Origin of the sequence: Salinivibrio sp. IB868 (genome assembly GCF_001995655.1) — a bacterium.
Taxonomy (GTDB): Bacteria; Pseudomonadota; Gammaproteobacteria; order Enterobacterales; family Vibrionaceae; genus Salinivibrio; species Salinivibrio siamensis.
Genome location: NZ_MUEW01000003.1, coordinates 402,475 through 427,210, shown reverse-complemented (window position 1 = coordinate 427,210; position 24,736 = coordinate 402,475). Strand labels below are relative to the sequence as shown.

The window sequence follows — 24,736 nt, the reverse complement described above, 5'->3', positions numbered from 1 at the left end:
TGTCACAAGTGAATGAAATACATTTCATAGGTTCCAAAAGATAGAAATAAAAACAAAAATAAAGCCCTCAAACAACGAGGCGAAAAGATGAAAAAACCAATACACTCCAACGTTAAAAGAGTCTTAGAGCACTATGATATACACTTAGACAAGACAGGCGACACCTACATATTAGACTACAGAATAGATGGAGAGAGTAAGGTTATTGCGAGAGATAACCCCAGGCATGCTATTAGAGAAATAATTAATGAGAGAGGTGACAGGGAAAAGGCAATTCACCTGATTAATAATCTTAGGTTCTTGAAGCTCAACCCTAAAAAACAACTGTATTTCAGTGAATCATTCATGTTAGACCCTCGAGTGATTGAAACGAAAACAATACCTCAGGGGACATTAGAAGAGGCATATGAATCAGCCTGTAAAACGAGATGGACACCAGAGAACATTAAAGACCATAGGGCAACAAGGAGAAAGGCTTATCTTTGCATTGAATATTTCGGGTGCCAGACCTCGCCAAACGATGTAACATCGAGAAAACTCGTTGATTATGTTGCACACTTAAGAGCAAGGGGCTTGTCAAACGCAACGATTAACCGAAACCTTAGCAAGATAAGGGTCGTATTAAAGCATGCTGTTTTACTTGGTCTTATTGACAGGATACCTTTATTCCCATGGACAAGAGAAACCAATGCCCGCACAAGAATCCTCACAATAAAAGAGGAAGAAAAAATATTAGATTTTTTCAATAAAAGAGGAAAATTAGATTTTGTTGATTTTATAATTTTAGCAATCGACACAGGTACAAGAGTAAGCGAGCTCGCCAGTCTAAAATGGCAAGACTACGATGAGGAGAATAGCTCTATATTTATTAAGACCTCAAAAAACCAAACATCTAGAACCATCCCCCTGGTTAAAAGATCGAGGCAAGTGCTTGAAAGAAAGCTACTCAAGAGGGAAGACAGCGATCCAAACCAGGAAATTTTTAATATTACACCAGACTCACTGAGTTGGCACTGGAAAGTCATGAGAGAGTCATTAGGATTTGGTAGTTGTCAAGAGTTTGTACCTCACATGATGCGCCACACTTGCGCAACTAGGCTGGCAGAGAATGATGTTTCTGTTCAAAAAATAATGTTATGGCTCGGGCATAAGACCCCGTCCATGTCTGCTAGGTATACTCATATGACTGCAAATTCCCTTTTCAGTGTAGTCAAGACGCTTGATGCGACAACGCAGAAAAGACGAAGAAAGACCCGTAGCTAGTTAACTTAACGCCATCAGATACCACTAGGTAGCTAATTACGGCTACCTAGGGCTAACAAAGAGTTTTACTCGTACAGGTCTACCGATGCCTTTAACTCCCCTGCCAGTTGGAAAAGGTCATCAACACTGTCGATGGGAGTTTTAGTCTCTTTCTTATTTGAGTCAAAGAGTCCTACATACTTCTGTCGACCGTTAAAATGCAACCTGCACAATGGTTTACGATTATTATCGTCAAGCAGAATCCCAAAGTAGCTTTGTGTGTCTCGATGAGCGACTCGCGATACATCGACTTTTTCTCTCAGAATGGCTTTGACAACGTTATAACCATCGAGCTCTTCCTCTGTGGTCACTATCTTAGGGTTGCTACCATCAGCTTCGGAAATGCTTTCATCTTGTTCTGGTTCTTCGTTGGCTCCTCTCGCCTCACGCTCTTCACTGCCTATGGCATACTTCAGACGAGCGTTTATGCTGTCGTTGAGGAATTGCTTTAAAGCTTTTTTCGTTATTTCAGTAAACTGTGCTTTGACCTTGGCTGTTTGCATCCCATCGTAGACCCTAGCAGTCAGAAGCTTTACAAAGTCTTCCTCTGGATCTTGGAACTGCTCTGCTAACACCTTTTTTATTTGATTGAGATACTTCAATTCACCAGCCGCATCGACCACGGAATCGACATCGAAAGAAGTCTTCGTCAGTTTTTTCAGCTCTGGGACTACATGCTCGTCGACCTCGGACATATCTAGAATCAAGAACGGTTTGTCATCCATTTTATTTGGCGCATCGAGGTCAGTGAAAAACTGATACTCACAACCGTTAGTCAATACAGCTATACGAGCATTGGTCACTGAAAAATATCGGTATAGTTGGCTAGAGTGTTTTGGTGAGAGCGCTTCATTCACTTTCTTACACTCGATTAAGATCTGAACATCCCCGTCTTTCATCAGAGCATAATCAACCTTCTCTCCCTTCTTCGTGCCTGTATCAGCAGTGAACTCAGGGATAACCTCGCTGGGGTCGAAGATATCGTATCCAAGCACATTGTGAAGAAATGGCATCACCAAAGCAGTCTTTGTCGCCTCTTCTGTTTCTATCGAGTCAGATAGCTGTCCCACCTTTTTGGACAAAGCTTGTAGTCGCTCTATAAAGTCCATTTCACTCTCCTTATATCTGCTTCAGTGTGCTTGCAGATGCAACAGCTTTAATACATTTGCTTTTTTATTAGACCATCAACATAGCAAGCATGCTGTGATTGAAAGCCCATCTGTACTCATTACAAGACAGCCAATCAGCTCAACTATTTACTCACCTACATAGCTGAGCTACAATTCGGGGAAAATTTGGTATCACACGCTCGAAGACACACGAAATAAAGCCTTTAAATCAAAAGGTTATGTGCAGCGTGCTGGATTAGGAAATAGCCTCCCGCCAGCTCCACCAAACGTTTGGAAAAGGCCAGTAAATCATTGATTTACCGGCCTTTTTTTAGTTTTATAGCTTGAGCGTTGAGCGCTTTGTATGCCAGTGAGCTACATACCTGTGATACAAACTGGGAAAGTGGTACGTCGTTACTCTCAAGCGAGCAAGCCATGACTAAAACGCATACAGGCAATGCTTAAGTTTCATTTAGTTCATAGATGTGTCAGCGTTAGACTGAGAGCCATTCCACCATTGCTATCGTCTAGGAGACTGATATGTTTAATGCGCTCGTTCTTAAGCAAGAAAACAAGCAAATCCTTCCATCTCTCGAGCAACTTGATGAGTCTCAACTCCCTGATGGTGACGTACTCGTTGCTGTCGATTATTCATCCCTTAACTATAAAGATGGCTTGGCTATCACTGGCAAAGGGAAAATTGTTCGCGAATTTCCTATGGTACCAGGCATTGATCTTGCTGGTCAGGTAATCCACTCTGAAGACAGCCGCTACCAAGAAGGCGACCATGTCGTTCTGACAGGATGGGGGGTCGGTGAAACCCATTGGGGCGGAATGGCTCAAAAAGCGCGTTTAAAAGCCGATTGGCTTGTTCCTTTGCCCGATGCACTGACACCTAAGCAAGCCATGATGGTAGGTACCGCTGGCTTAACCGCCATGCTCTGTGTTCAGGCCTTACTCGATGCCAATATCAAACCAGAAGATGGACCGATATTGGTTACAGGAGCCAGTGGTGGTGTGGGATCGGTCGCGATCACCTTATTAGCTCAACTCGGCTACCAAGTCGGCGCAGTCACAGGCCGAGCTGACGAGAACCAACCGTTCCTCACAGCATTAGGCGCCTCAGAGATTATTGAACGCAGTACGATGGAAACACCGGCAAAACCATTAGAAAAACAATGCTGGGCAGGCGCTATTGATACCGTAGGCAGCAAAGTCTTGGCTAAAACACTCAGCCAAGTCAAATATGGCGGTACTGTGGCTGCCTGTGGCTTAGCCGGTGGGTTTGACCTTCCTACCAGCGTCATGCCGTTCATTCTTCGTAATGTACGCCTACAAGGCATTGACTCCGTCAGCTGCCCAAGAAAAAAGCGCATCGCCGCGTGGCAAGCATTGGTAAACCACTTGCCTGAGAGCTACTTTGAGCAAGCGTGCCATGAGATCAATTTAAGTGAGGCTCCTGAATTTGCAGAAAAAATTATTAGAGGACAAATCTCTGGTCGCACCGTGATAAAGCTTTAATAGTCTGAGTACTCGCAAGTAAGGCTCATTAGAGCCTTACTTGGTCTAACTGTATGTCTTCGACTCGCTTCGCTATCAACTTCCCGCACTCCTCTTTCACCACACTTCGTAGCCACTCATGTTCAGGTGAATATTCACAGCGTGGATGCCAAATCATCGAGTAGTCAAAGGGGGTAAAATGAAATGGTAGCGACTTTACCACCAGTTGATGACGCTCCGCGACGAGATAAGCTAGGTCAGCTGGCACGGTAATAATTAAAGGCATCGTGTCGATAATCGCGAGTGCTGCCTCTAAGTGGTAAGCTCGGAGCACCATTCTTCGTTTCGGTTTATCAGCTAGCGCGCTTTCAATCAGTGCTTTCACCCCATCACTGATGGCAATCATCGCATGGGGGAATCGCAAATAGTCATCCAGCGTCATGGACTTTCCTGCCAGTGGATGCTGCTGTGAGACCAAGCATTGTACCCCAACCCGCCCAAGCGTCTCATGATGAAGGGGATCAAGCGGGTTACTCGGCCGACAAATAGCCAAATCCGCTCGGCCGTATGTCAATTGCTCTTTTAACTGTTCGTTCTGCAACGGTTGAAAATCAAATGCCACTTGAGGGGCTTCCTGATAGATACGCGGCAGCGCAAATGGCAAGATTGTTTGCATCGCATAGTCAGTTGTCGCGATGGTAAAGGTATGATCACACGTGCCGGGGTTAAAATCACTCGGTGCTAACATTTGCTGTAACGATGCGAGCGGTTCATCCAGAGCACGATTGACTGACAACGCTTTTTCTGTCGGGATAAGCGACTGCCCCTGACGACTAAACAATGGGTCAGCTAACAAATCACGCAACCGTCCTAACACGCGACTCATTGCCGATTGGCTCAAGTTTAAGCGCATTGCCGCACGACTCACACTACGCTCCTCGACTAAAATGCGCAGTGCAACCAGCAGGTTTAAGTCTCGCCGATAGATCTCTTCTACTTCCATAGCCACACTTACATGACAATCCAATATGAATAGTCTCTCCAATACACCACAAAACACACCCTCTTGGTATGCGTTGGGTTAACAAACGCTCGGAGAGTACACAAAATTATCATCTTACTCTTCAGCCTGCTTCCACTATGGCCTGATTAATCGCTGGATAATTATGCTTTCCATTTTTATATAACTCCTAATTATAAAGAGAACCTTCTACTCTCTTTACTGCTATAAATGAATAAAAATTCACAAACGATGCTTATCACTACTAAAAAGAGCACTTATCGAGTAATCGATTACTAAAAATTCAATCACATAGAGGTTAGTACTTTTTTTATTCCTTATATTGGTCATTTATTCGAGCTGAACAAAACCTGAATGGTGATTGGTGCGACTTCCAGCAGAAAAAATAGAGCAAAAATACTAATTGACACTTAACTCATTATTAACACCGTTGTCATGTTACTGACGCATTGCTAGCATAAATCCACATTCACTCGACACAAGTGGATGACGCTTACATCGCTAATACATAAGCGAACGTCAAGGAATAGACTGTCGCTAAGTGTTATTTATCGGATAAAAAGCCGATACGTGTATCGTTGCGTTCAATGGAGTAATGCGTGCACGAGGAATAATTAAAACGCGACAGTACTCAGATGTTTTTTAAAGAAGGGATACTTTAAAGTGAGTAATACTATCCAAAAAACAGCGGTTGCCGCTGCAATCACGCTTGTCAGTGCCACCAGTTTTGCTGGAGAGCTCGGTTCACTGACTAGTGAAGTCAAGATTAATGATTATGAAAAAGGCCTCACTAAAACCGAAGTCACTATTGGTAAAGGGTCTTATAAACTCAGCGACGATTACAGCTTTCTTTTTGATGTCGACAAAGACTTCATTAAAAATGAAGGTGAAGCAAGAAAAGAAGGTTGGGATACCCAATTTGGCTTAGCACAAGGTGCAGGAAGTGTCGGCAGTTTTGATGCAACCATGTATTATTTATTCCGCTACGACGCATCATGGAAAGCCAGTGATGAGTCCGACTCTTCAGATACTAAACAATATATTATTGCACCTTACTTCAGTAAAGATGTCACTCTGGGTGGAAAAGATTTTTCATTCGGTATCGAATTATGGGCTCAGCTTGGTAACGCTAATGATGATAGTTTGAAAAATAAAAGTGGCGTCGAAACTAACTTTTACCTATCCGGCGATCTGTCTAAGCACTGGAACCTCGAACTCGCTTGGTATAACTTCGATTACTACGACACAGAGGAGGAAGAGTACGACTATCAGATTGGTACCGAAAACTATCTAACTTACTCGCTACCACTTCCTGCTGGCTTCATGTTTAATATCGAGAACTATGTTGAGGCCTATCATACGCCAGACTCAGATACAACATTGGCCTATGCGCATATCCAGCCTGAATTAGAATTTAAAAAAGCGGTAAATGAACATTTCTCTTGGCATGCAGGTGTTTCCTATGAAGCATTTAACTGGGAATTCAAAGATGCCCAAGGAAATGAAAAAGACAAAGATATCTTCGATAATAATGAGTTCCAAGCTTATTTAGGCTTCACCATCAAGTAAACGCTATACACTGCAGGCAAATTCACTGCCTTTTTCCTGCAGTGCTTCTTTTCTCCTCTACCAACACCACATTTGATAAGTCAGTCAAACTATCGATTTTTTCTCCCCTACCGAATGTGATTTTTCTTCTAGACTCAGTTTTTATCTCGCGCCTAAAAACAAAATAGTCAATACATTATAAGCACATCCAATAACTAAGGTGCTTATAATGAAAATAATACACTATGCGTTAATTCCTCTTTTTTTCTTTGTATCCTTAAACACCAACGCGACAGCCATTTTACACGCTTTTAATTGGCCGTATCAGCTTGTAGAAGCAAGAGCGGAACACATTGCTGAGGCTGGCTACAAAAAGGTGTTAGTGGCGCCGGCCATGAAGTCGTCCGGCACAGCGTGGTGGGCACGCTATCAACCTCAAGATCTGCGTGTTATCGACTCTCCTCTCGGAAATAAACAAGACTTTCAAGCCATGATCACTGCCCTCGACCAGCATGGTGTGGCTGTTTATGCCGATGTGGTGCTCAACCACATGGCGAATGAAAGCGGATTACGTGACGATCTTAATTACCCCAGCGCACACGTCTTAGAACACTACGCACAAAACCAAGAAGCGTTCGAGCAGCAAAAGCTGTTTGGGCAGCTCTCGCAGCATTTGTTTTCCAGCACGGACTTTCATCCTGAAGGCTGTATCACTCAGTGGCATGACCCAGGCCATGTGCAATATTGGCGTTTGTGTGGTGGAGAGGGAGATGCAGGCTTACCCGATTTAGACCCGAATCAGTGGGTGGTTGAACAACAGCGTACGTATCTATCAGCACTAAAAGCCATGGGCGTGAAAGGTTTTCGGGTCGATGCAGTCAAACATATGAGCATGTATCACATCAATCAGGTCTTTACGGATGCCATTCGTGAAGGCATGCATATTTTTGGCGAGGTGATCACCAGCGGTGGGGCCGGCGATCAAAGCTATGAGGCGTTTCTTTTGCCTTATTTACAACAAACCACCCATAGCGCTTATGACTTTCCTTTATTTTCACAAATGCGTCGCGCGTTTTCGTTCCAAGGTAGCCTCACTCAGTTGCATCATCCTGAAAGTGTTGGTCAAGCGCTGGATAAACACCGCGCGATCACCTTTACCATTACCCACGACATACCGACTAACGATGGCTTTCGCTACCAAATCATGAACCCCACTGATGAAGCGCTCGCCTATGCCTATATTCTTGGCAAAGACGGAGGGAGTCCTCTGATCTATAGTGATGAGCTTTCTGCAAACGAAGACAAAGATAACGGCCGGTGGCAAGGCGTGTGGAAGCAGCCTGCGATGAAGGCCATGCTCCGCTTTCATAATGCAATGCATGGTGAGCCAATGACGGTAATTGGCAGCACCCAATGTCTGCTGTTATTTAAGCGCGACCAAGCCGGTATTGTGGCGATCAATAAGTGTGGAGAGCCTCAATCTTACACCATCAATACACGCGAATACCCACTTAACTGGTATCGCCCTTATTATGATGTGTTAAGTGATGCGACCACCACCGTCTCATCGGATTTTCACACCATCACCATTCCTGCCCGCTCGGCGCAGATGTATATGCATTAATCTATGTCGCCGCCGTCTTGCTATGCCAAGCGGCGGATTGACAGTCAGTGAAATCCGCCGCACTCTATCTTAAAAAGTGGACAAGCTGGGTGTCATGATGACTGTGAATTTTAAGCAAAAAATCCGTCCAGATCGGCCTTTTAGAACGCAAACAAACGGCGATTTGATGAAGCAGTTTGAAAGCGATCGTGGACGGATCATTAACTCTGCTGCCGTGCGCCGTTTGCAACAAAAAACCCAAGTTTTCCCTCTTGAACGCAATGCCGCCGTGCGCAGCCGTCTCACCCACTCTTTAGAGGTCCAGCAAGTCGGGCGCTATATCAGTCAACTGATTGCCGACAAACTGTCTGCCTCGCAACTCGCTCCCCCGCTCGACCGCTGCTTGGAGACCTTGGTTGAGATGGCTTGCCTCATGCACGACATAGGTAACCCACCGTTTGGACACTTTGGCGAACAAGCGCTCAGTGATTGGCTCAGTGAGCACGTCCCGTCTATCTACCGCCAACATTTTAATGACGAACTGCCTGAAGAGGTACAGCGCGACCTCTGTCATTTTGAAGGCAACGCACAAGGCATACGGCTGATCCATACCTTACAACAGCTGAACCTCACCTATTCGCAAGTCTCCGGCATTCTTAAATACACTCGGTGTGGTAGCGAGCCGAAACCTGCGAATGACGACGCGCGCGCTTACCTGAAAAAGAAGGTCGGCTATTTTCTCAGTGAACAAGCGTACATCGGCGATTTACAAGAAACGCTCGCCATCTCGCCCGGCTGTCGGGCCCCAGTCAGTTACATCATGGAAGCGGCCGACGATATTTCTTATGGCATTGCCGATTTAGAGGACGCCGTTGAAAAAGGCGTACTGACTCTCGCGGATTTGAAAGCGGCCCTAAAAGCAACCTTTGTACAGCTTACCCAGGCCAGTGAAGGGCATGACGCCAACACCATGGCGACCATGTTAGAGAACGCGGAAAAGCGCAGCCACGGTAGTGACAGTCAGTTTTTTGTCTTCTTGCGTGTGGAGGTCAATAAACGCCTGCCTCGCCATGCCGCCCAACGCTTTATCGACCATTTACCCGCTGTTATTGATGGCACCTTTAATCACGCGCTAATTGAAGATAACAGCGTCAATCATTTACTTGTGCAAACCTTTAAAAACGTCGCCAAAGCGCATGCCTTTTGCCACCCTGAAGTGGAACGCCGCGAGCTACAAGGTTATCGCGTCATCCATGGTTTGATGAGCATCTATCGTCCACTCCTCACCTTACCCAGTGAGGTGTTTACGGCTTTAGTCAACGGCGAGCCGGTCAAGCTACAAGCGTCGATATACACCCAGCGGCTATTTAAAAAGCTGCCTGAAAAACATAAAAAAGCCTATCGCGACGCGGTACGAAAACAGGCACTGGCGGAGCAGATCCCTTCTTCTACTGCGCGAGAGTTCTATTTTCGTACTCGCCTGTTGATTGACTATATCAGCGGTATGACGGACCAATACGCTTTCGACGAATACCGCGCCTTTCATGTGATTGAAGAGGGCTAAAAAAACCGCTCCGTGGTTGGGAGCGGTTTTTTGCGATGTGGCCATTAGCCAAAGCGCTTTTGCCACTTATCAATCACCGTGGCACCTATCAAATCGCCTTGTACATTGACCGCAGTACGGAAGGTGTCGAGTGGGCGCTCAATGATCAGCAAAATAGCAATGGCTTCCAGTGGGATCCCCGCTGCCAGCAACACCAACTGCATACCCGACATCGAGCCCGACGGCATGCCCGGCGCGCCTACCGACGAAACCATCGCCATAATGAAGATCATCACAATGCCGGTTGTTGACAGATCAATCCCGAACAGTTGTGCGAGGAACACTGCAGCAATGCCTTCAAATAACGCGGTGCCATCCATATTCATCACCGCGCCCAACGGCAAGACCATGCTCGCGGTCGACGGAGTGACCTTGAGCTCGTCTTTGGCAGCCTGCATCGAGACGGGCAGTGTCGCAGCACTGGATGAGGTGGCAAACGCCATCGCCAGCGGTGCAGAAATGGCGCGAAACAGGCTCACAAAGCCAATACCGCCAGCAACGCGTGCAATAGTCGGCAACACGATCACCGCATGGATCATCGTTAATCCAAACACCAGGGCGGCGAAACTGAATAACTGGCCAAATAGATCGTTATCCCCTTGATGGGAGAATTGGAAAACAATTGCAAACACCGCAAACGGCGCCAGCTTGATAATCCCTGCCACCATAGTGTTAATGCCTTTATTCAGCCCGCGAATGGTCTCGAATAATGGGTGCGATTCTGGCAGCGCGACAATCAGCGAAATGCCGAACAAAATGGTGAACACTACAATTGCCAAAAGGTTACCCTGAGTCACCGCGGCAAACGGGTTCACCAACGCCATATTGATAAGTTTGGTGGCAATGGCTCCGGCACCCGCGGCCTCTTGGTTGATAAAGCTAATGCTCTCATCCACAGGCGGTGCATTGGTGAGCGGTTGCCATTCGGGCATCATCAGCGCTGCGCCAAGACCAAGGGTGATCGCAATGGTGGTGGTAAAACCGTAAAACAAAAGTGTTGCACCACCTAAGCGCTTAAGGCGAACCACATTGCCAATATTACTGATCCCTTCCAGTAACGAGAGCAATACCATCACGCCGACCACGGCTTTGAGTAGACCGATATAACTGACCTTGGCAAGCATAAGCAACGGATACCAAGTGGTCTGTTCCGCGCTCTCAATGGGGCCGAATACCGTGCCCACCAGCCAAGCTAGTGCGGCCGCCACCGCAATTTGCAATGGCAAAGAATGTCTAAGGGTTTTCCACATTGTCTTTTCCCTACTGGCAGCATTGCAGCTGCATAATGATGATTTGTCTATTTTTTTGGCGCCAAGAAGCGATAAAGCATACCAAGCTGTCAGACTGGGCTCATGTAAAAATTATGAACAATCTGGAATATCTAGTAACAAAATGGTTGGTTGGAAAGTTTGGCCACACTTTTCGCTACAAAATGGGGACAGACAATGATAAAAAGCCCGCCTAAAAAGACGGGCTTGTTGATAAGCACTATTTTTGCTTATTGGGGACGCTGATTTTGCGGATTGAGCTCAAGGTTAACAGGGGTCTCTAACTCTTGGTTCAACGCTTTTTCTAACTCAGCAACATTGGTGCCTGGGGTCGCTTCCAGCAACGCCACGCCATCAAGGTAACTGACAAAGTCGAGGCCGTATTTTTGTGCGAGCTGGCTAGCGCTTGCCTCACTGACTTTGACCAAAATCGAGCCAGTGACCGTTAATGGTGTGCTTTGTGCCGATACAGCGACTTTATCGCCGACCATGACACCCATTTGCTCGCCACTCATATTACGCGCGTTGCTGTCGGTTTCGACGACCACATAATCTTTGCCATTTAGCTGTACCGTGCCTGCGCTTACACCAAGGCTGATACCCATGACGGCGAGAGCTATCATTAATTTTTTCATACTTCGTCTCCTATTAACCACGGTGACCAATGACACGCAGTGACCATTGCGTCAATTTACCATCCACGCTGTTATTCGCCATCGACTTCACCTCACCCCCTAGGCTATATTGACGCGTCTTGCCGTCTGTATCTGTGACGTAGAGTGTCCATTGCCCTTGCGATACTTCACCATTGAACTTATGGCTGAGCATCAAATGGTCAGTAAAGCCTTCTGGGTAGGTGCTATCTAGCGTATTCGATAGCATGCTATTGCGTGGAGACATCAATACACTCCGAGTCCCTGCGGGCGACTCTAACTCGATGAGCAGATCAGACATACGGCTGTGCTCGATCGAAGTCCGCACTTGTACCGCCTCGATAGTGAGGTTATCAGCGACTTGCACACTGTCTGCTGTCGCCAGCGACCCGGCATCCGCAATCGCTACCCCAGTTTCACCCTCTTGGTTGTGATAAGACCACGCCCAATCCGTGAACACTTGTGCAGGAAGTGGCTGATATGTCTTCGCGGCTTCGAGTGCCGCATTAACATCAATCAAACCAAATCCATAGGTTGGGCTATACCAGCGCCCCGCGGCATTTTGCTTCCAACCTTCTAGGCCAGTCACCGTGCGCTCGCCACCAAGTGCCGTTTGATAGGTTAAAAGAACATCGGCATCGTCTGCATCCACGCGTGTCGCGGTTGTCGCCAATAGGTGGCGAATATCGCGCTGCGACAGATTTGGATAGGCTGACATCATCAACGCAAATGCCCCTGAGGTATTTGGCGCTGCAGAAGACGTACCATTCATCACACTGTTGAAATCACAGGTGTTGTCTATCTCTGTCCCACCGTGTAGATCGTGTGACTCATAAGGAATACGATCGTCGCGGTTATAGCCCATGGTACAACCGGTCAAATCTGTGGTGATATGCGCCGGTTTATCGGTCCCATACTCGCCACCCGGCGCGGTCAAGAAGACGCTGCTGCCTACTGAGGAATAGGATGAACGCTCACCATCGGCATTCAACGCACTCACCGTCACGTTCCAGTAATTCGCATTGCTGGATGACTGGTTGCTGTTTTGCCACGGTAACCCATGGTTATCGTCCGCTGGACGGAAGCGCTCACGATTAAATGAGGTACGCTTATAACCATTTCCCGCTGATTTGATGAAAACTGCGCCAAGTCCGCCAAAGGCTTCCGTGCTCATTTTTTTGTACTGGGCGTTTTGACGGCCATCATAGCTCATCGGATCATCACTGTAAGGATAACTGCGGATACCAGAGCCGCCATAGCTTTGGTTGAATACGCGGACATCATCCGAATAGCCTTCGCGACCATGGCTGATTTCCCACGCATTCTGGCTTTGGTATTCGAGATAGTTATAGCCTTGCAGGTTGGCAAGCGGTGCAACCCCCATCCCACCAATACCATTATCACGAACCGCCGCGATAATCCCCGCGACCGACGTACCATGGGCAGTATTGCGACTGCTCCACCCCTCCGGTGTAGGATCATCATCACGCTCTACAAAGTCATAGGACTTTCCAGCGCGGACGTTAGCGGCCAGATCGGGATGCGCAATTTCTAACCCATCATCGACGACGGCGACGTTAACGTTTTGTCCAAGCACTTCTTGACGATGGGCTAACCATACGTTGAGGTCATTGCCAGGTTGGCCTCCTTCGCGAGCAAAGGCATTTTGACCACGGTTAAGCAAATGCCATTGTTCGGCCGTAAAGGGATCGTCACCGGGCAAGCAACGCTCTTCACTGGTGCGGCTGCCATCGATGCTATTATTGCCAACCAGTGAGACACAAGCTTGTGGGTCTGGATCGGTAGGAGGATCGACAGGATCTGGCACTTGGGCCATCGCCCATACCCCTGAGGTATGAAATAGTGCGCCGATAATCAGCGCAAGAGAGCTGTGTTTGTGCATTTATCATTCCTTTTTACACTAACTAGACGTGTCTCAATTCTGAGAGACCCATCATTAGTAAAAAGAAACAACCTCAATAGAAACAGGCTATTACAAGAAACGTGATCTTATGCCTAATTATTAGAGCATAAGATCTAATTAGTTGAACAAAACCTGCAAAAATTAACCTCTTTGTTACATAGGCATACAAGGAATGTGAAGTGGAAAACACTTATTATATAATAAGTTATACCTTTTTGTTTTATAAGACAGCATCAATCACTGGGTCCCCCCTCCGTCTTACACAATTCACTGACCACATAATTTGCAATCGCGGTATCCTGTACCCCTGTCCCTGTTAAATCGCACACGGTGATCGCCGCATCACTTCGCGCAATGGGACGCCCCGATGCCACTGTGTTTCCTAATTCTTCCACACATCGTGACAGTGCCAGCCCTTTAAGCTCACCCAGCACCTCCGACTGAGCACGTCTATCCACCAGCACCCAATCCGCATTGTGTAAAATATGAGGATCAAGCTCGCGCTTCTCTGCGCTATCCGAGCCCATTGCCGTGACATGGGCACCCTGAGGAATATCTTGCCAATGCAAAATCGGCTGTTTAGCCGGCGTCGTGGTAACAATAATATCGGCCTGTTGACAAGCCTGCGCCACATCTTGGTGGGGGATCACTCGCACCCCCAGCAGAGTTTCAACCTCCGCTTGATACCGCTTTGCTTGTGCACTGTCTCGCGCCCAAACATGAACCGTGTCTATTTCTCTAACCAGTTTCAGCGCGGCCACTTGCAACCTTGCTTGCGTGCCCGCGCCTAATACAGTGACCGTTTTGGCATTATCACGCGCGCAATACTTGGCACTTAACGCCCCCGCGAGTGCCGTGCGTACATCCGTGAGATACCCTTCATCAAACAGCACGGCGTCCACTACACCGGTGGACGCCGAGAAAACCACCATTAAACCATTGAGGCTCGGCAAACCTATCGACGGATTGTCGAAAAAGCCGGGACTGACTTTAATCGCAAACCGCTCAGCACCTTGAATGTGAGCGGTTTTCACATCAACTTCGCCGTTGTGCTCGTGAATGGCCATGCTTAACACTGGTGGCATAGTTACCTCGCCACGCCCTAAAGCACTGAACGCATTTTCAATCACGCTGAGACTGTGCCGATTAAACGTGGCGACAGATTCGATTTGCTGACGGTGATATAACTGCATACGGGCTCCTTTGACACGCATCAAGATTCAACGACGAGCTAAGGACAAACCTGCTCACTTAATGCTGTGACCGCTGCTAGGGTGTCGGTTGACACATTGTTTCCACTGACCACGATCACCACTTTCTTGTCCTGCCAATCTAACTGGTGTTGACGCGCAGCGGCCAATCCCACTACCGCGGCACCTTCTACCCACCTATTTTCGCACTGCCACATATCGATCATCGCACGGGCGATATACGCTTCATCCACTTGATAATGTTGCGTCATCACTTGGGGCACCAGGGCAAAGGTATATTGGTTATTAAGGCCAATGCCTCCCCCGAGGCTATCTGCCAACGATTCAGATTCAGGCACAGCTACTGGCTTCCCCGCTATGATGCTTTCATGCATTGCAGCCCCGTCTCGAATGGAAATGCCAATCAGGTCGATATGTGGGGCGATGGTACGCGCCGCTAAGCCAATTCCTCCCACCAAGCCGCCCCCCGACAAGCCCGCAGCAATCACATCAACATCTGGCGCATCTTCGAGGATCTCAAGCCCAATGGTCCCTTGGCCGGCAATAATATCGGGATGGTCAAAGGGAGGGATATAGCACAAACCATCACGCGAAACGGCCTCAAGCGCGGCTTGTTCGGCTTCATCCTGCGAGCGACCCACTACCCACACTCGCGCGCCCATTGCTTTAACAGCGTCCACTTTATTGTCAGGCACCAACGAAGAGAGACATACGGTCGCCGGGATCCCAAGCTGCTTGGCCGCATAGGCAAGTGCACGGCCATGGTTGCCTGTCGAGCAGGTGATCACACCACGCTCACGCAGCGCCTTGGGCAACCGACTCAATGCATAGGTCGCGCCTCGTAACTTAAACGCGCCCGTCGGCTGGCTTGTTTCGAGCTTGAGCCAGATTTGGGCATGATAACGCTGAGACAGCATCGGGGAATAAACAAGCGGTGTGCGCGCCGCCACGGCTTGTATCGCTTGGCGGGCAAGGTATACATCATGCAAGCTCGGTGACACACTCCCTCCTCGTTCGCGTTGCTTGGTCAGTTAGCGCGGAGAAATACAGCACGGTTAGTAAACAGATTAGTTGCCCAATCGCTGAGGATCCAACCCACTATTTTCGCCGTTAAATGAAACGTTACACGTACTTATCGCGTAAACTACAAGCGGATAAGGAGTATTTATGAATTGGATTGAAGCGCACGAAGCCGGTTTTAGACTCAGCCTTTTCGTTGCCGTCCTTGCGGTGATGCTTGTCGCCGAGTGGCGCTGGCCAAAACGCAAACTGACTCGGACGCGGCGAGAACGCTGGTCCGGTAATATCTTACTGACTGTATTTAATACTCTCACGCTACGTGTACTCGCCCCGGTTTCTGCGGTGGGCGCGGCCAATCTTGCCGCCGCCTCTGGTTTTGGTATTTTTAATCAGTTTTCGCTCCCTGAATGGATCGCGGTTCTCGTCACATTAGTTGTGATGGATATGGCGATTTGGTACCAACACAAACTCTTCCACCAGATACCATGGTTGTGGCGGCTACACTTGGTGCATCATGCCGATATGGACATTGATGTCACGACAGGCGCGCGATTCCACACGGTGGAAATTTGGCTGTCGATGGCCATTAAGTGCGTGTTAGTCGCGCTACTGGGTGCACCTGTTGTCGCCGTGATCGTGTTTGAAACGCTACTCAGCGGGATGGCAATGTTCAATCACAGTAATGTGCGCCTCCCCAAGCGTCTAGACGCTTGGCTGCGTCGCGTTATCGTCACGCCAGATATGCACCGCGTGCATCACTCCACCCGGTTTCATGAGTGTAACGCTAACTACGGCTTTAATTTATCGTGCTGGGATCGCTGGTTTAATAGCTATGTGCCACAGCCACGTAAAGGGCATCAAGGCATGCGAATTGGTCTAAACGAAGTCGGCCAAGCGACGGACGCTAGTCGTGTTTGGGGAATGCTGCGTTTACCTCTCCGTTGGCGTATACTGCAGCGCGCCTATCAGAATAAAAAGGAGCGCTGGGCGCATGAACCAGGTGATCGTCACATCCAAAAATCCCGCGAAACTATCCGCCGTTGAAGCCGCCTTTCGTGACGCTTTTCCCGATACCCTTTTCACCTTTACGGGCGTTTCCGTTGCCAGTGGTGTCGCAGAGCAACCAATGACCGCGCAAGAGACCTATGCCGGTGCCTGTAACCGCGTTCGTCACGCCAAAGCGGAGTATGACGGAGACTTTTACGTCGGAGTAGAAGCCGGCTTAGACGGCCAACATACCTTTGCTTGGATGGTGATAGATGATGGGACAACGCAAGGCGAGGCGTGCTCAGCCTCACTGCCTCTGCCGCAAGAGGCGTTAGACGCTCTCCATCAAGGCGAAGAGCTTGGCGATGTGATGGACAGAATGTTTGCCACTGAAAATGTAAAACAAAAAGGGGGCGCCATTGGCATGCTCACCGGGCATCGGCTTACACGTTCAAGCGTTTACCATCAAGCGCTAATCATGGCGCTGATTCCGTTTATGCACCCACACTTGTATCGCTAACACCAATAACAACGGCGCCCTGTGGCGCCGTTGTTTGTCTATTTAAGGCTTTGTTGATTAGGTCGATGAGGTGGACTGTTCAGCTTCACGTTTCAATAAATCAGCCAGCCAGTTTTTGGTTTCGTCATCCATCCGCTTTAACTCATTAGAGCCGCGTGTCACGGTCGCGATCCCCACGCCTAGCAATTGACTCAACTGGCGCTGACTCATTCTTCCTTCTAACAACTCATGCAAGATATTAATCCGGGCCACCAAGGTATCTCGCTCATCGGGGGTCAGTAACGCCGTCAACAAGGCATCATCATTATCATCTTGTCCAGCACGGCGCACTAGCGCGATAACATCTTGCCAACCAGAAAATGCAGGCGATTGCGACATGGGTTCCTCTCGCTCTTTACGTGATGGTCGCGATTGTAACATTAATAACGCTGTGCCAACTCGTGGGCTCGCAAAAATTGCACGGGCTCACCTAAAAGTTGGCGATAGTAAATATCGAACATCAACACGTTCTGCACATAATGGCGCGTTTCATAAAACGGGATCGACTCGATAAAGGCAATGGCATCCATGTGCCCTTTCGAACGTGCCAGCCAACGACTCACTCGATGTGGTCCGGCATTGTATGCCGCAAAAGCGAGAACGCGATTGCTATCGAAGCGATCAAGCATCATTTTCAAGTAGCCACTGCCCAAGCGAATATTCACGCCAGGATCGCTAAGACTGGCCGGCCCTTGATAATCAAACCCTAATCGACGAGAGGTTTCACGTGCCGTACGCGGCATCAATTGCATTAATCCTCTTGCACCCACGTGAGAGACCGCACGAGTGAAAAAAGCGCTTTCTTGGCGTGATAGCGCCATCAATGTGGTTTTATCCACCCCGCGCTCGCGACTGAAAAATTCAAACCACCACTGATGGGCAAGCGGAAAACGCAACGACAAGTGATCCCACATTTTTCCAGCGATGGTGGCTTGTACCGCGAGATGATACCAATGCTGTTTATTGGCATAGGCGGCCAGTAGCGCAATTTGCTCATCACTGGCGCGCTGCAACACATAATACCACTCGCGCTTAGCCGCGTAGATTTTATCAAGCGCAATCAGCTCATCGACTCGCGCCAGCACATCATTGACAGGCATCAGTCCCGCCTCTTTCAACACGGCGGTACGCGAAGGGATATGAATCGGCTTTTCCAGGTGCTGAGCGGCAGCCACACTGTAAAAATTACGCTCACCCAACATGGTTTCAAACGCCTGGTTCGCCGCGTGACTGTCGCCAAGCTCTAATTGAATTCGCGCCTGCCAATATCGCCATTTTAATGACTGTTTCGCCTCATCACTGAGCAGTGAAAGCCATTGATTCAATACGTGCCAATCACCCTCCACCAGCGCCAAGCGAAACCGTCGCTCGAGCAGACCATCATCGTCGCTTTGTCTCAGCATACGATCGCGCCACGCAGCCAATGCAGGCTCATCGTCATTCATCAATTGGCCAATAAGATAATCGGCAATGGCTTGTCGTTCATCCTTATCGTAATGTTGCCCTTCTACGGTGCGGCGGAAATGACGAATGGCTTGTGCTTCGTCTTTGCGCGCCAGTCGCTCAAACGCGAGACGAGTAAGCGTTTGGTTAAAGGGGGTCACTTTGCTTCGCTTGGAAAAGTCAGCGACTTGATCAGGCTTGTCGTAAAGATCAATGATTTGCTTTCCCGTCGCTTGGTGGGTGTCGGGAAGTTGTCCTTGTAGGTAACGCATTAAACTGCGATTGCGCCCTTCAAAGGTCAGCAACATCCGCTGTAAGATTAAATCACCAGTGAGTTGCTTTTGCTCGGAGAGGTAATCAAACAAGGGGTCACATGCACTGTCGACCGATTGGCCGGATAAGTACAGCGACTTGGCACCACTGCGCGCCAACGCACGGTTACCAGCTTGGCTGTGAGCATAGTAATACTGACATTGATAACGCTCTCCCCTTGGCACATCGGGTTGGAAAGCGACCAAGGTTGCCCAATCTTTTCGATCTGCTAATAGTGTGAGGTAATCGGCGCGCAAACTATTAGCAAACGGCATGGTGGTGTAACGCTGAATAAAGTTGTTCACCGAGTCATGCGACTTTTCTGCAAGGTTGCGAGTAAAATCACGATAATCTAAATATGGATAAAGTGGATAATCGCGCAACTTGGCTTTGAGGCGGCGAAATTGACGTAATTCACCACGCTCAATCGCATCAATGGCCGCCTCATATTGACGCTGTGCAGGCGTCATTTGCCCACTGTCTGGACTGGCCGACGCCAGCGTGAGAGAAGGAGAAAAAGCGGCCCCTAGAATAAGTCCTGGTAGCAGTGAACGGGAGAAGGCACGGACACCACGACGCGCTGCGTAAGATGCATTGCGCAAAGGCCCGGACAAAGCGATGAATCGTTCCATGTTAAAGGTCGCTCCTAATCAATTAACACCGTGACGAATGTGTCACATCCAAAATGTGTGACAACGAATAGACAACAATCCCATCAGCAAATTCCCTCGCGCTGTGGCAAATGGTTTGCCGCCCATGGGCTATATTACCCAGCGAATATGACAATCACTGTTAAACTTGGCAAAGTTAACGTTAGAATAGCGTCTTTTACACCACAACAATTAGCGTGAGCAGAAATGGCTGAGTACGTATATACCATGTCGCGGGTGAGCAAGATCGTGCCACCTAAGCGCCAAATTCTTAAAGATATTTCTTTGTGTTTCTTCCCAGGCGCCAAAATTGGGGTGCTAGGCCTCAACGGGGCCGGTAAATCGAGTCTATTGCGCATCATGGCCGGTATCGATACCGAGATTGAGGGTGAAGCCCGTGTGCAACCAGGCATTAAAATTGGCTACCTCCCGCAAGAGCCTGCGCTAGACGAAGACAAAACCGTGCGTGAAACCGTTGAAGAAGCGGTCTCGGATGTGAAGGATGCATTGACGCGTCTCGACGCAGTCTATGCGTCCTATGCCGATCCTGACGCCGACTTCGACGCCTTGGCGCAAGAGCAAGGTGAGCTTGAAGCACTGATACAAGCCAAAGATGGCCATAACCTTGATAATGCGTTAGAGCGTGCGGCCGATGCCCTGCGTCTGCCCGAGTGGGATGCACAAATCAAAAACCTGTCTGGGGGCGAGCGCCGCCGTGTGGCGATTTGTCGTTTGCTACTCGAGAAGCCCGATATGCTGCTACTCGACGAGCCAACCAACCACTTGGATGCCGAATCAGTGGCATGGCTAGAGCGTTTCTTGGTCGACTATACCGGCACGGTTGTGGCGATTACGCACGATCGCTACTTCCTCGATAACGCTGCTGGTTGGATCCTTGAGCTAGACCGTGGTGAAGGCATCCCTTGGGAAGGCAACTACTCATCGTGGCTTGAGCAAAAAGATGTCCGCTTGAAGCAAGAAGCCTCACAAGAAAAAGCCCGCCAGAAAACCATTGAGAAAGAGCTTGAGTGGGTACGTCAAAACCCGAAAGGCCGTCAAGCCAAATCAAAAGCGCGTATGGCACGCTTTGAAGAGCTTAACACCTCCGATTACCAACGCCGTAACGAGACCAATGAACTATTTATCCCACCCGGCCCACGCCTTGGTGATAAAGTCATTGAAGTTAACAACCTAACCAAGTCGTTTGGTGATCGCGTCTTGATTGACGATCTGTCGTTTAGCGTTCCGAAAGGCGCTATCGTCGGTATCGTTGGCCCCAATGGTGCGGGTAAATCAACACTGTTCAAAATGCTCAGTGGTACCGAAACACCGGATGCGGGTACAGTAGAGGTCGGTGACACCGTGCAATTGGCCTCGGTGGATCAGTTCCGTGACAGTATGGACGACAACAAAACCGTTTACGATGAGATCTCGGAAGGTGCCGATATTATTCGCATCAATAACTTTGAGTTGCCTGCGCGTGCTTATGTCTCTCGCTTTAACTTCAAAGGAAGCGATCAACAAAAACGTATCGGCGATTTGTCCGGCGGTGAACGCAACCGCGTCCACCTGGCCAAGCTATTGAAAGCAGGCGGAAACGTACTGCTGCTCGATGAGCCAACCAACGATCTGGACGTTGAAACCCTACGCGCCTTGGAAGAAGCTCTGCTCGAGTTCCCAGGCTGCGCGATGGTTATCTCGCACGACCGCTGGTTCCTTGACCGTATCGCCACCCACATTCTGGACTATCGTGATGAAGGCCAAGTGAATTTCTTCGAAGGTAACTTTGCCGAATACACCGATTGGTTGAAGAAAACGCTGGGCGCACAAGCGGCTGAGCCACACCGCATCAAATACAAGCGCGTTGCCAAGTAACGCCGCACTCATGAGGGCAGCCAACGCTGCCCTTTTTCTTTCGGGGCGATGTAATAGGCGCCTCACGCGCAGTCATATGGCCAACTCCCCCACCCACAAACCGCATTCCATCCGTTTAATAACGCCAAGACATCAAAAAATGTTTCAGAATCGATACGCCCACACAGATTATTAGGTCGCTCGCCATGCATCGCCTACACTTTAGGCAAAGGAATGAGGAGATGCGATCATGCCAGAGCGTAGAAAATTTTCCCGCGTGATGTATCGTGCCCCCGCGATACTCAAGCAAAATGAACAGTCGTGGCACGCACATGTACTCGACCTTTCTTTGAAAGGGGTGCTTTTGTCTCGCCCAGATAATTGGCAAGCCAACCCACAACAGACAACGTTTTCGCTGATCTTTTATCTGCATGACTCTGACGTAGAATTAGACATGGACTGCATTCTCGTCAATAACTGCGAGAATTACCTCCATCTTTATATTGATCACATTGACATTGATAGTGCCAGTCATTTAAAAAGGCTTGTTGAACTTAACGTTGGCAACGATGAGCTCCTTCATCGCGAGCTAGCGCAGTTGACCGACCCTATGACGGAGCCCGAGTCTTAGTTCCGTGTCGTCATGGGCGGTACCAAACGCAGGCCAGCAGTAACCAGTCATGACAGATCACATCCACATCGCCATCTCACACCCAAACGGTGTGAAGCATTATACGCTTTGCCCTACCCGCAAAAAGGTAGTGCAGACGTTGGCGTTGGTATTGTTGGCCGTTCTCACCGTGACCTTCGCCAGCCTCTATTTACTCTCCGAGCGTTCTACTGAAGCTGAAGCCGCCGTTAACCGTTTACGTGAAGAGCGTGCTGCATTGAATAACGAAGTGGCCATGCTGCAACAAAAACGCGATGAGCTGTCACAAACCATCGAAAACAAAGATGTCGAGCTAACCGCTCTCACCCAACGCGTCGTGACGGTAGAAGATATGTTAGGGCTACAATCGGTCGCCAAAGATGCCTCGCTGACCCATCGGCTTGATGTGGCGGCGATCAATTCTGCCGTGCGCTATACCATGCTACAGCTCATCCCCAATGGTAAACCCATCCAGAGTTATCGGCGCTCCTCCGGTTATGGCTCACGGACGCATCCGGTCACTGGCAAAGAAAAATTCCATATGGGGTTAGACTTAACCGCAGACATCGGCACCCCGGTGTATGCCCCGGCCGATGGCGTGGTGGAATATGTCAGACCCAGCCGTCGCAAAGGCTATGGCAACTTTGTAAAAATAGACCATGCCTTTGGCTTTATGACCCTCTACGCCCACCTTGATAAGTTCAACGTACGCAGTGGGCAATTCGTGAAAAAAGGGGACTTGATTGCTTGGTCAGGCAACACAGGTTTATCCACTGGCCCTCATTTGCATTACGAAGTGCGTTTTTTAGGACGGGCGCTTAACCCGCGCCGGTTTATTAAGTGGAGTGCTGAGCAGTTTGATACCTTGCTCGAAAACGAGAAGCGCGTCAGTTGGGGACATTTAGTCGCGGTGGTGGAAAACTTGGTCGAAACTCAGGTACAAGTCGCCAATATGCCAGATGCTGAGCCGCCACTGAGCACCGCGCAGCAGCGTGAGGCCGATGTACAAACCACTCCGACGAAAGCCTCCATGTAATGGAGGCCATCGCGCGATGATAAAACCGAGCGCCTTTCTTCGGTTAACAGGCCGTATCATCGCCCACCACTTCGCTATTGGTACTTGCGCTCGACTACAAGTCTTCTAACACATCCAGGGCGTCGGAGAGTTTGCTAACGCCATAAACCGTCATCCCTTCAATACGCTGTTTCGGCAAGTTTGCTTTGGGCACGACTGCTTTTTTAAAGCCATGTTTTGCCGCTTCCATCAGACGTTCTTGCCCGCTAGGTACAGGGCGGATCTCCCCGGCTAAACCGACTTCACCAAAGACCACCAGCTCTCTCGGCAGCGGGCGATCCCTAAAGCTCGATATCAGCGCTAACAGCAGGGCAAGATCGGCACTGGTTTCGGTGACTTTAACCCCACCAACCACATTAACAAACACATCTTGGTCAGACATTTGCAGCCCGCCGTGTTTGTGTAAAACGGCCAGAAGTAAGGCAAGACGGTTTTGCTCTAGCCCCACCGCCACCCGGCGTGGATTGGCCAATTGTGAATAATCGACCAAGGCTTGTAACTCTACCAATAGAGGGCGCGTGCCTTCCCACACCACCATTACCGAGCTACCGGAGGTTTGCTCCTCACCACGTGAAAGGAAAATAGCGGAGGGGTTACTGACCTCTTTTAAACCCTGCCCAGTCATCGCGAACACGCCAAGTTCGTTGACCGCACCAAAGCGGTTTTTATGGCTGCGCAGCGTACGAAAACGGCTATCACTGGAGCCATCGAGCAAAATAGAACAATCAATACAGTGCTCCAGCACCTTGGGGCCAGCCAGTGTGCCATCTTTCGTCACATGCCCCACCATGAAAATCGCCACATTGTGTTGCTTGGCATAACGGGTCAAGGCTGCGGCAGACTCCCGCACCTGCGACACGCTACCGGGCGCGGATTGCACATCCGCGACATGCATCACCTGTATCGAGTCAATCACCATGATTTTCGGTTGTTCTTTTTTGGCCACCTGGCAGATGGTTTCTACGCCCGTTTCTGACAACAGCTTCAAGCGGTCTTTGGCAAGCCCCAACCGATCAGCGCGCATCGCCACTTGCTGTAATGACTCTTCCCCTGTGATGTACAAGGTCGGCAAATGGTGCGCGAGCCCCACCATGGTTTGCAACAGCAAGGTACTTTTCCCCGCGCCTGGGTTACCACCAATCAAAATAGCGGCACCAGGGACGATCCCCCCGCCGAGCACACGATCCAGCTCTTTAAAACCACTGCTCAGGCGTGGCACTTCTTGTAAATCGATATCCTGCAGGGTTTGTACTTGTCCTTCTGCGCTACCTGCATACCCGGCATACTTTTCATTGCGCGCGACCTGGGGCGATGCTGCCAGTCTCACTTCTGTAATGGTGTTCCACGCGCCACAGGCTGAGCACTGCCCTTGCCAACGGGGAAAATCCGCGCCACAGTCGTTACATACGTAGGCTCGTTTTGTTTTTGCCATTCGCTCTCCAAGA

The 24,736-nt window shown here is 49.2% G+C and carries 20 protein-coding genes; 10 read left to right on the top strand and 10 right to left on the bottom strand.

The features are described from left to right. Positions 1 to 87: 87 nt before the first annotated feature. On the top strand, positions 88 to 1,263 hold the full coding sequence (locus BZG20_RS05545) for a site-specific integrase (protein WP_077578341.1): 1,176 nt from the start codon (positions 88 to 90) through the stop codon (positions 1,261 to 1,263). Between the two features lie 65 nt (positions 1,264 to 1,328). Here BZG20_RS05545 and BZG20_RS05540 read toward each other — a convergent pair whose 3' ends face one another. Beyond that, entirely contained in the window at positions 1,329 to 2,411 is a 1,083-nt protein-coding gene (locus BZG20_RS05540) for a type I restriction endonuclease (protein ID WP_077578340.1), read from the bottom strand. 540 nt (positions 2,412 to 2,951) lie between these two features. Between BZG20_RS05540 and BZG20_RS05535 the strand changes: the two genes are divergently transcribed. Continuing rightward, on the top strand, positions 2,952 to 3,932 hold the full coding sequence (locus BZG20_RS05535; RefSeq protein WP_077578339.1) for an MDR family oxidoreductase: 981 nt from the start codon (positions 2,952 to 2,954) through the stop codon (positions 3,930 to 3,932). Positions 3,933 to 3,960: 28 nt separating this feature from the next. Here BZG20_RS05535 and BZG20_RS05530 read toward each other — a convergent pair whose 3' ends face one another. Beyond that, complete coding sequence (locus tag BZG20_RS05530) at positions 3,961 to 4,914, bottom strand: LysR family transcriptional regulator (RefSeq protein ID WP_077578338.1); 954 nt, start codon at positions 4,912 to 4,914, stop codon at positions 3,961 to 3,963. A gap of 681 nt (positions 4,915 to 5,595) precedes the next feature. Here BZG20_RS05530 and BZG20_RS05525 point away from each other — a divergent pair. The 3 genes from BZG20_RS05525 to dgt all read left to right on the top strand — a co-directional run bounded on the left by BZG20_RS05525 (position 5,596) and on the right by dgt (position 9,647). After that, positions 5,596 to 6,501: a hypothetical protein gene (locus BZG20_RS05525; protein ID WP_077578337.1), complete on the top strand. Its 906-nt coding sequence runs from the start codon at positions 5,596 to 5,598 to the stop codon at positions 6,499 to 6,501. 208 nt (positions 6,502 to 6,709) lie between these two features. Continuing rightward, positions 6,710 to 8,104, top strand: a complete 1,395-nt coding sequence (locus BZG20_RS05520; RefSeq protein WP_077578336.1) for an alpha-amylase family protein — start codon at positions 6,710 to 6,712, stop codon at positions 8,102 to 8,104. Positions 8,105 to 8,198: 94 nt separating this feature from the next. After that, the gene (dgt, locus tag BZG20_RS05515) at positions 8,199 to 9,647 is read left to right on the top strand and encodes a dGTPase (RefSeq protein ID WP_198531453.1); all 1,449 of its coding nucleotides are present in this window, start codon (positions 8,199 to 8,201) and stop codon (positions 9,645 to 9,647) included. A gap of 44 nt (positions 9,648 to 9,691) precedes the next feature. Here dgt and BZG20_RS05510 read toward each other — a convergent pair whose 3' ends face one another. From BZG20_RS05510 to eutB, 5 genes are all read right to left on the bottom strand, one after another. Beyond that, positions 9,692 to 10,936 (bottom strand): dicarboxylate/amino acid:cation symporter, encoded by a 1,245-nt coding sequence (locus BZG20_RS05510; RefSeq protein WP_077578335.1) that lies wholly within the window; start codon positions 10,934 to 10,936, stop codon positions 9,692 to 9,694. Between the two features lie 248 nt (positions 10,937 to 11,184). Beyond that, a complete protein-coding gene (locus tag BZG20_RS05500) occupies positions 11,185 to 11,589 on the bottom strand; it encodes a hypothetical protein (RefSeq protein ID WP_046075156.1) in 405 nt (134 codons plus the stop codon). A gap of 13 nt (positions 11,590 to 11,602) precedes the next feature. Then, a complete protein-coding gene (locus tag BZG20_RS05495; protein WP_198531452.1) occupies positions 11,603 to 13,510 on the bottom strand; it encodes a S8 family serine peptidase in 1,908 nt (635 codons plus the stop codon). A gap of 254 nt (positions 13,511 to 13,764) precedes the next feature. Continuing rightward, positions 13,765 to 14,724: a cyclodeaminase gene (locus BZG20_RS05490; RefSeq protein WP_077578334.1), complete on the bottom strand. Its 960-nt coding sequence runs from the start codon at positions 14,722 to 14,724 to the stop codon at positions 13,765 to 13,767. A 38-nt stretch (positions 14,725 to 14,762) separates the two neighbouring features. After that, positions 14,763 to 15,743: a hydroxyectoine utilization dehydratase EutB gene (gene eutB, locus BZG20_RS05485; RefSeq protein WP_077578333.1), complete on the bottom strand. Its 981-nt coding sequence runs from the start codon at positions 15,741 to 15,743 to the stop codon at positions 14,763 to 14,765. A gap of 166 nt (positions 15,744 to 15,909) precedes the next feature. On the opposite strand from eutB, the gene BZG20_RS05480 reads away from it, so the two are divergent. After that, on the top strand, positions 15,910 to 16,806 hold the full coding sequence (locus BZG20_RS05480) for a sterol desaturase family protein (protein ID WP_077578332.1): 897 nt from the start codon (positions 15,910 to 15,912) through the stop codon (positions 16,804 to 16,806). Beyond that, a complete protein-coding gene (yjjX, locus tag BZG20_RS05475; RefSeq protein ID WP_046075152.1) occupies positions 16,754 to 17,269 on the top strand; it encodes an inosine/xanthosine triphosphatase in 516 nt (171 codons plus the stop codon). The genes BZG20_RS05480 and yjjX overlap by 53 nt, the downstream gene beginning before the upstream one ends. A gap of 57 nt (positions 17,270 to 17,326) precedes the next feature. Here yjjX and trpR read toward each other — a convergent pair whose 3' ends face one another. Together trpR and sltY are read right to left on the bottom strand one after the other, a co-directional pair. Next, positions 17,327 to 17,647 (bottom strand): trp operon repressor, encoded by a 321-nt coding sequence (gene trpR, locus BZG20_RS05470; protein ID WP_046075150.1) that lies wholly within the window; start codon positions 17,645 to 17,647, stop codon positions 17,327 to 17,329. 41 nt (positions 17,648 to 17,688) lie between these two features. Beyond that, positions 17,689 to 19,695, bottom strand: coding sequence for a murein transglycosylase (sltY, locus tag BZG20_RS05465; RefSeq protein ID WP_077578331.1), 2,007 nt, complete (start codon positions 19,693 to 19,695; stop codon positions 17,689 to 17,691). 225 nt (positions 19,696 to 19,920) lie between these two features. On the opposite strand from sltY, the gene ettA reads away from it, so the two are divergent. From ettA to BZG20_RS05450, 3 genes are all read left to right on the top strand, one after another. After that, the gene (gene ettA / locus BZG20_RS05460; protein ID WP_046075148.1) at positions 19,921 to 21,588 is read left to right on the top strand and encodes an energy-dependent translational throttle protein EttA; all 1,668 of its coding nucleotides are present in this window, start codon (positions 19,921 to 19,923) and stop codon (positions 21,586 to 21,588) included. A 229-nt stretch (positions 21,589 to 21,817) separates the two neighbouring features. Beyond that, positions 21,818 to 22,198: a PilZ domain-containing protein gene (locus tag BZG20_RS05455; RefSeq protein ID WP_046075147.1), complete on the top strand. Its 381-nt coding sequence runs from the start codon at positions 21,818 to 21,820 to the stop codon at positions 22,196 to 22,198. Between the two features lie 49 nt (positions 22,199 to 22,247). Further along, entirely contained in the window at positions 22,248 to 23,252 is a 1,005-nt protein-coding gene (locus BZG20_RS05450) for a peptidoglycan DD-metalloendopeptidase family protein (RefSeq protein WP_046075146.1), read from the top strand. 94 nt (positions 23,253 to 23,346) lie between these two features. Here the strand turns inward: BZG20_RS05450 and radA are convergent, their stop codons facing one another. Then, positions 23,347 to 24,723 (bottom strand): DNA repair protein RadA, encoded by a 1,377-nt coding sequence (gene radA, locus BZG20_RS05445; RefSeq protein WP_046075145.1) that lies wholly within the window; start codon positions 24,721 to 24,723, stop codon positions 23,347 to 23,349. Positions 24,724 to 24,736: the final 13 nt, after the last annotated feature.

Bases quoted from the DNA above. Each gene is read 5' to 3' on its own strand.
- BZG20_RS05450 (WP_046075146.1), top strand. From the start codon at position 22,248: ATGACAGATCACATCCACATCGCCATCTCACACCCAAACGGTGTGAAG.
- BZG20_RS05530 (WP_077578338.1), bottom strand. From the start codon at position 4,914: ATGGAAGTAGAAGAGATCTATCGGCGAGACTTAAACCTGCTGGTTGCA.
- BZG20_RS05510 (WP_077578335.1), bottom strand. From the start codon at position 10,936: ATGTGGAAAACCCTTAGACATTCTTTGCCATTGCAAATTGCGGTGGCG.
- BZG20_RS05500 (WP_046075156.1), bottom strand. From the start codon at position 11,589: ATGAAAAAATTAATGATAGCTCTCGCCGTCATGGGTATCAGCCTTGGT.
- BZG20_RS05490 (WP_077578334.1), bottom strand. From the start codon at position 14,724: ATGCAGTTATATCACCGTCAGCAAATCGAATCTGTCGCCACGTTTAAT.
- BZG20_RS05540 (WP_077578340.1), bottom strand. From the start codon at position 2,411: ATGGACTTTATAGAGCGACTACAAGCTTTGTCCAAAAAGGTGGGACAG.
- trpR (WP_046075150.1), bottom strand. From the start codon at position 17,647: ATGTCGCAATCGCCTGCATTTTCTGGTTGGCAAGATGTTATCGCGCTA.
- BZG20_RS05520 (WP_077578336.1), top strand. From the start codon at position 6,710: ATGAAAATAATACACTATGCGTTAATTCCTCTTTTTTTCTTTGTATCC.
- BZG20_RS05545 (WP_077578341.1), top strand. From the start codon at position 88: ATGAAAAAACCAATACACTCCAACGTTAAAAGAGTCTTAGAGCACTAT.
- BZG20_RS05495 (WP_198531452.1), bottom strand. From the start codon at position 13,510: ATGCACAAACACAGCTCTCTTGCGCTGATTATCGGCGCACTATTTCAT.
- dgt (WP_198531453.1), top strand. From the start codon at position 8,199: ATGATGACTGTGAATTTTAAGCAAAAAATCCGTCCAGATCGGCCTTTT.
- ettA (WP_046075148.1), top strand. From the start codon at position 19,921: ATGGCTGAGTACGTATATACCATGTCGCGGGTGAGCAAGATCGTGCCA.
- BZG20_RS05480 (WP_077578332.1), top strand. From the start codon at position 15,910: ATGAATTGGATTGAAGCGCACGAAGCCGGTTTTAGACTCAGCCTTTTC.
- BZG20_RS05535 (WP_077578339.1), top strand. From the start codon at position 2,952: ATGTTTAATGCGCTCGTTCTTAAGCAAGAAAACAAGCAAATCCTTCCA.
- yjjX (WP_046075152.1), top strand. From the start codon at position 16,754: ATGAACCAGGTGATCGTCACATCCAAAAATCCCGCGAAACTATCCGCC.
- radA (WP_046075145.1), bottom strand. From the start codon at position 24,723: ATGGCAAAAACAAAACGAGCCTACGTATGTAACGACTGTGGCGCGGAT.
- BZG20_RS05455 (WP_046075147.1), top strand. From the start codon at position 21,818: ATGCCAGAGCGTAGAAAATTTTCCCGCGTGATGTATCGTGCCCCCGCG.
- sltY (WP_077578331.1), bottom strand. From the start codon at position 19,695: ATGGAACGATTCATCGCTTTGTCCGGGCCTTTGCGCAATGCATCTTAC.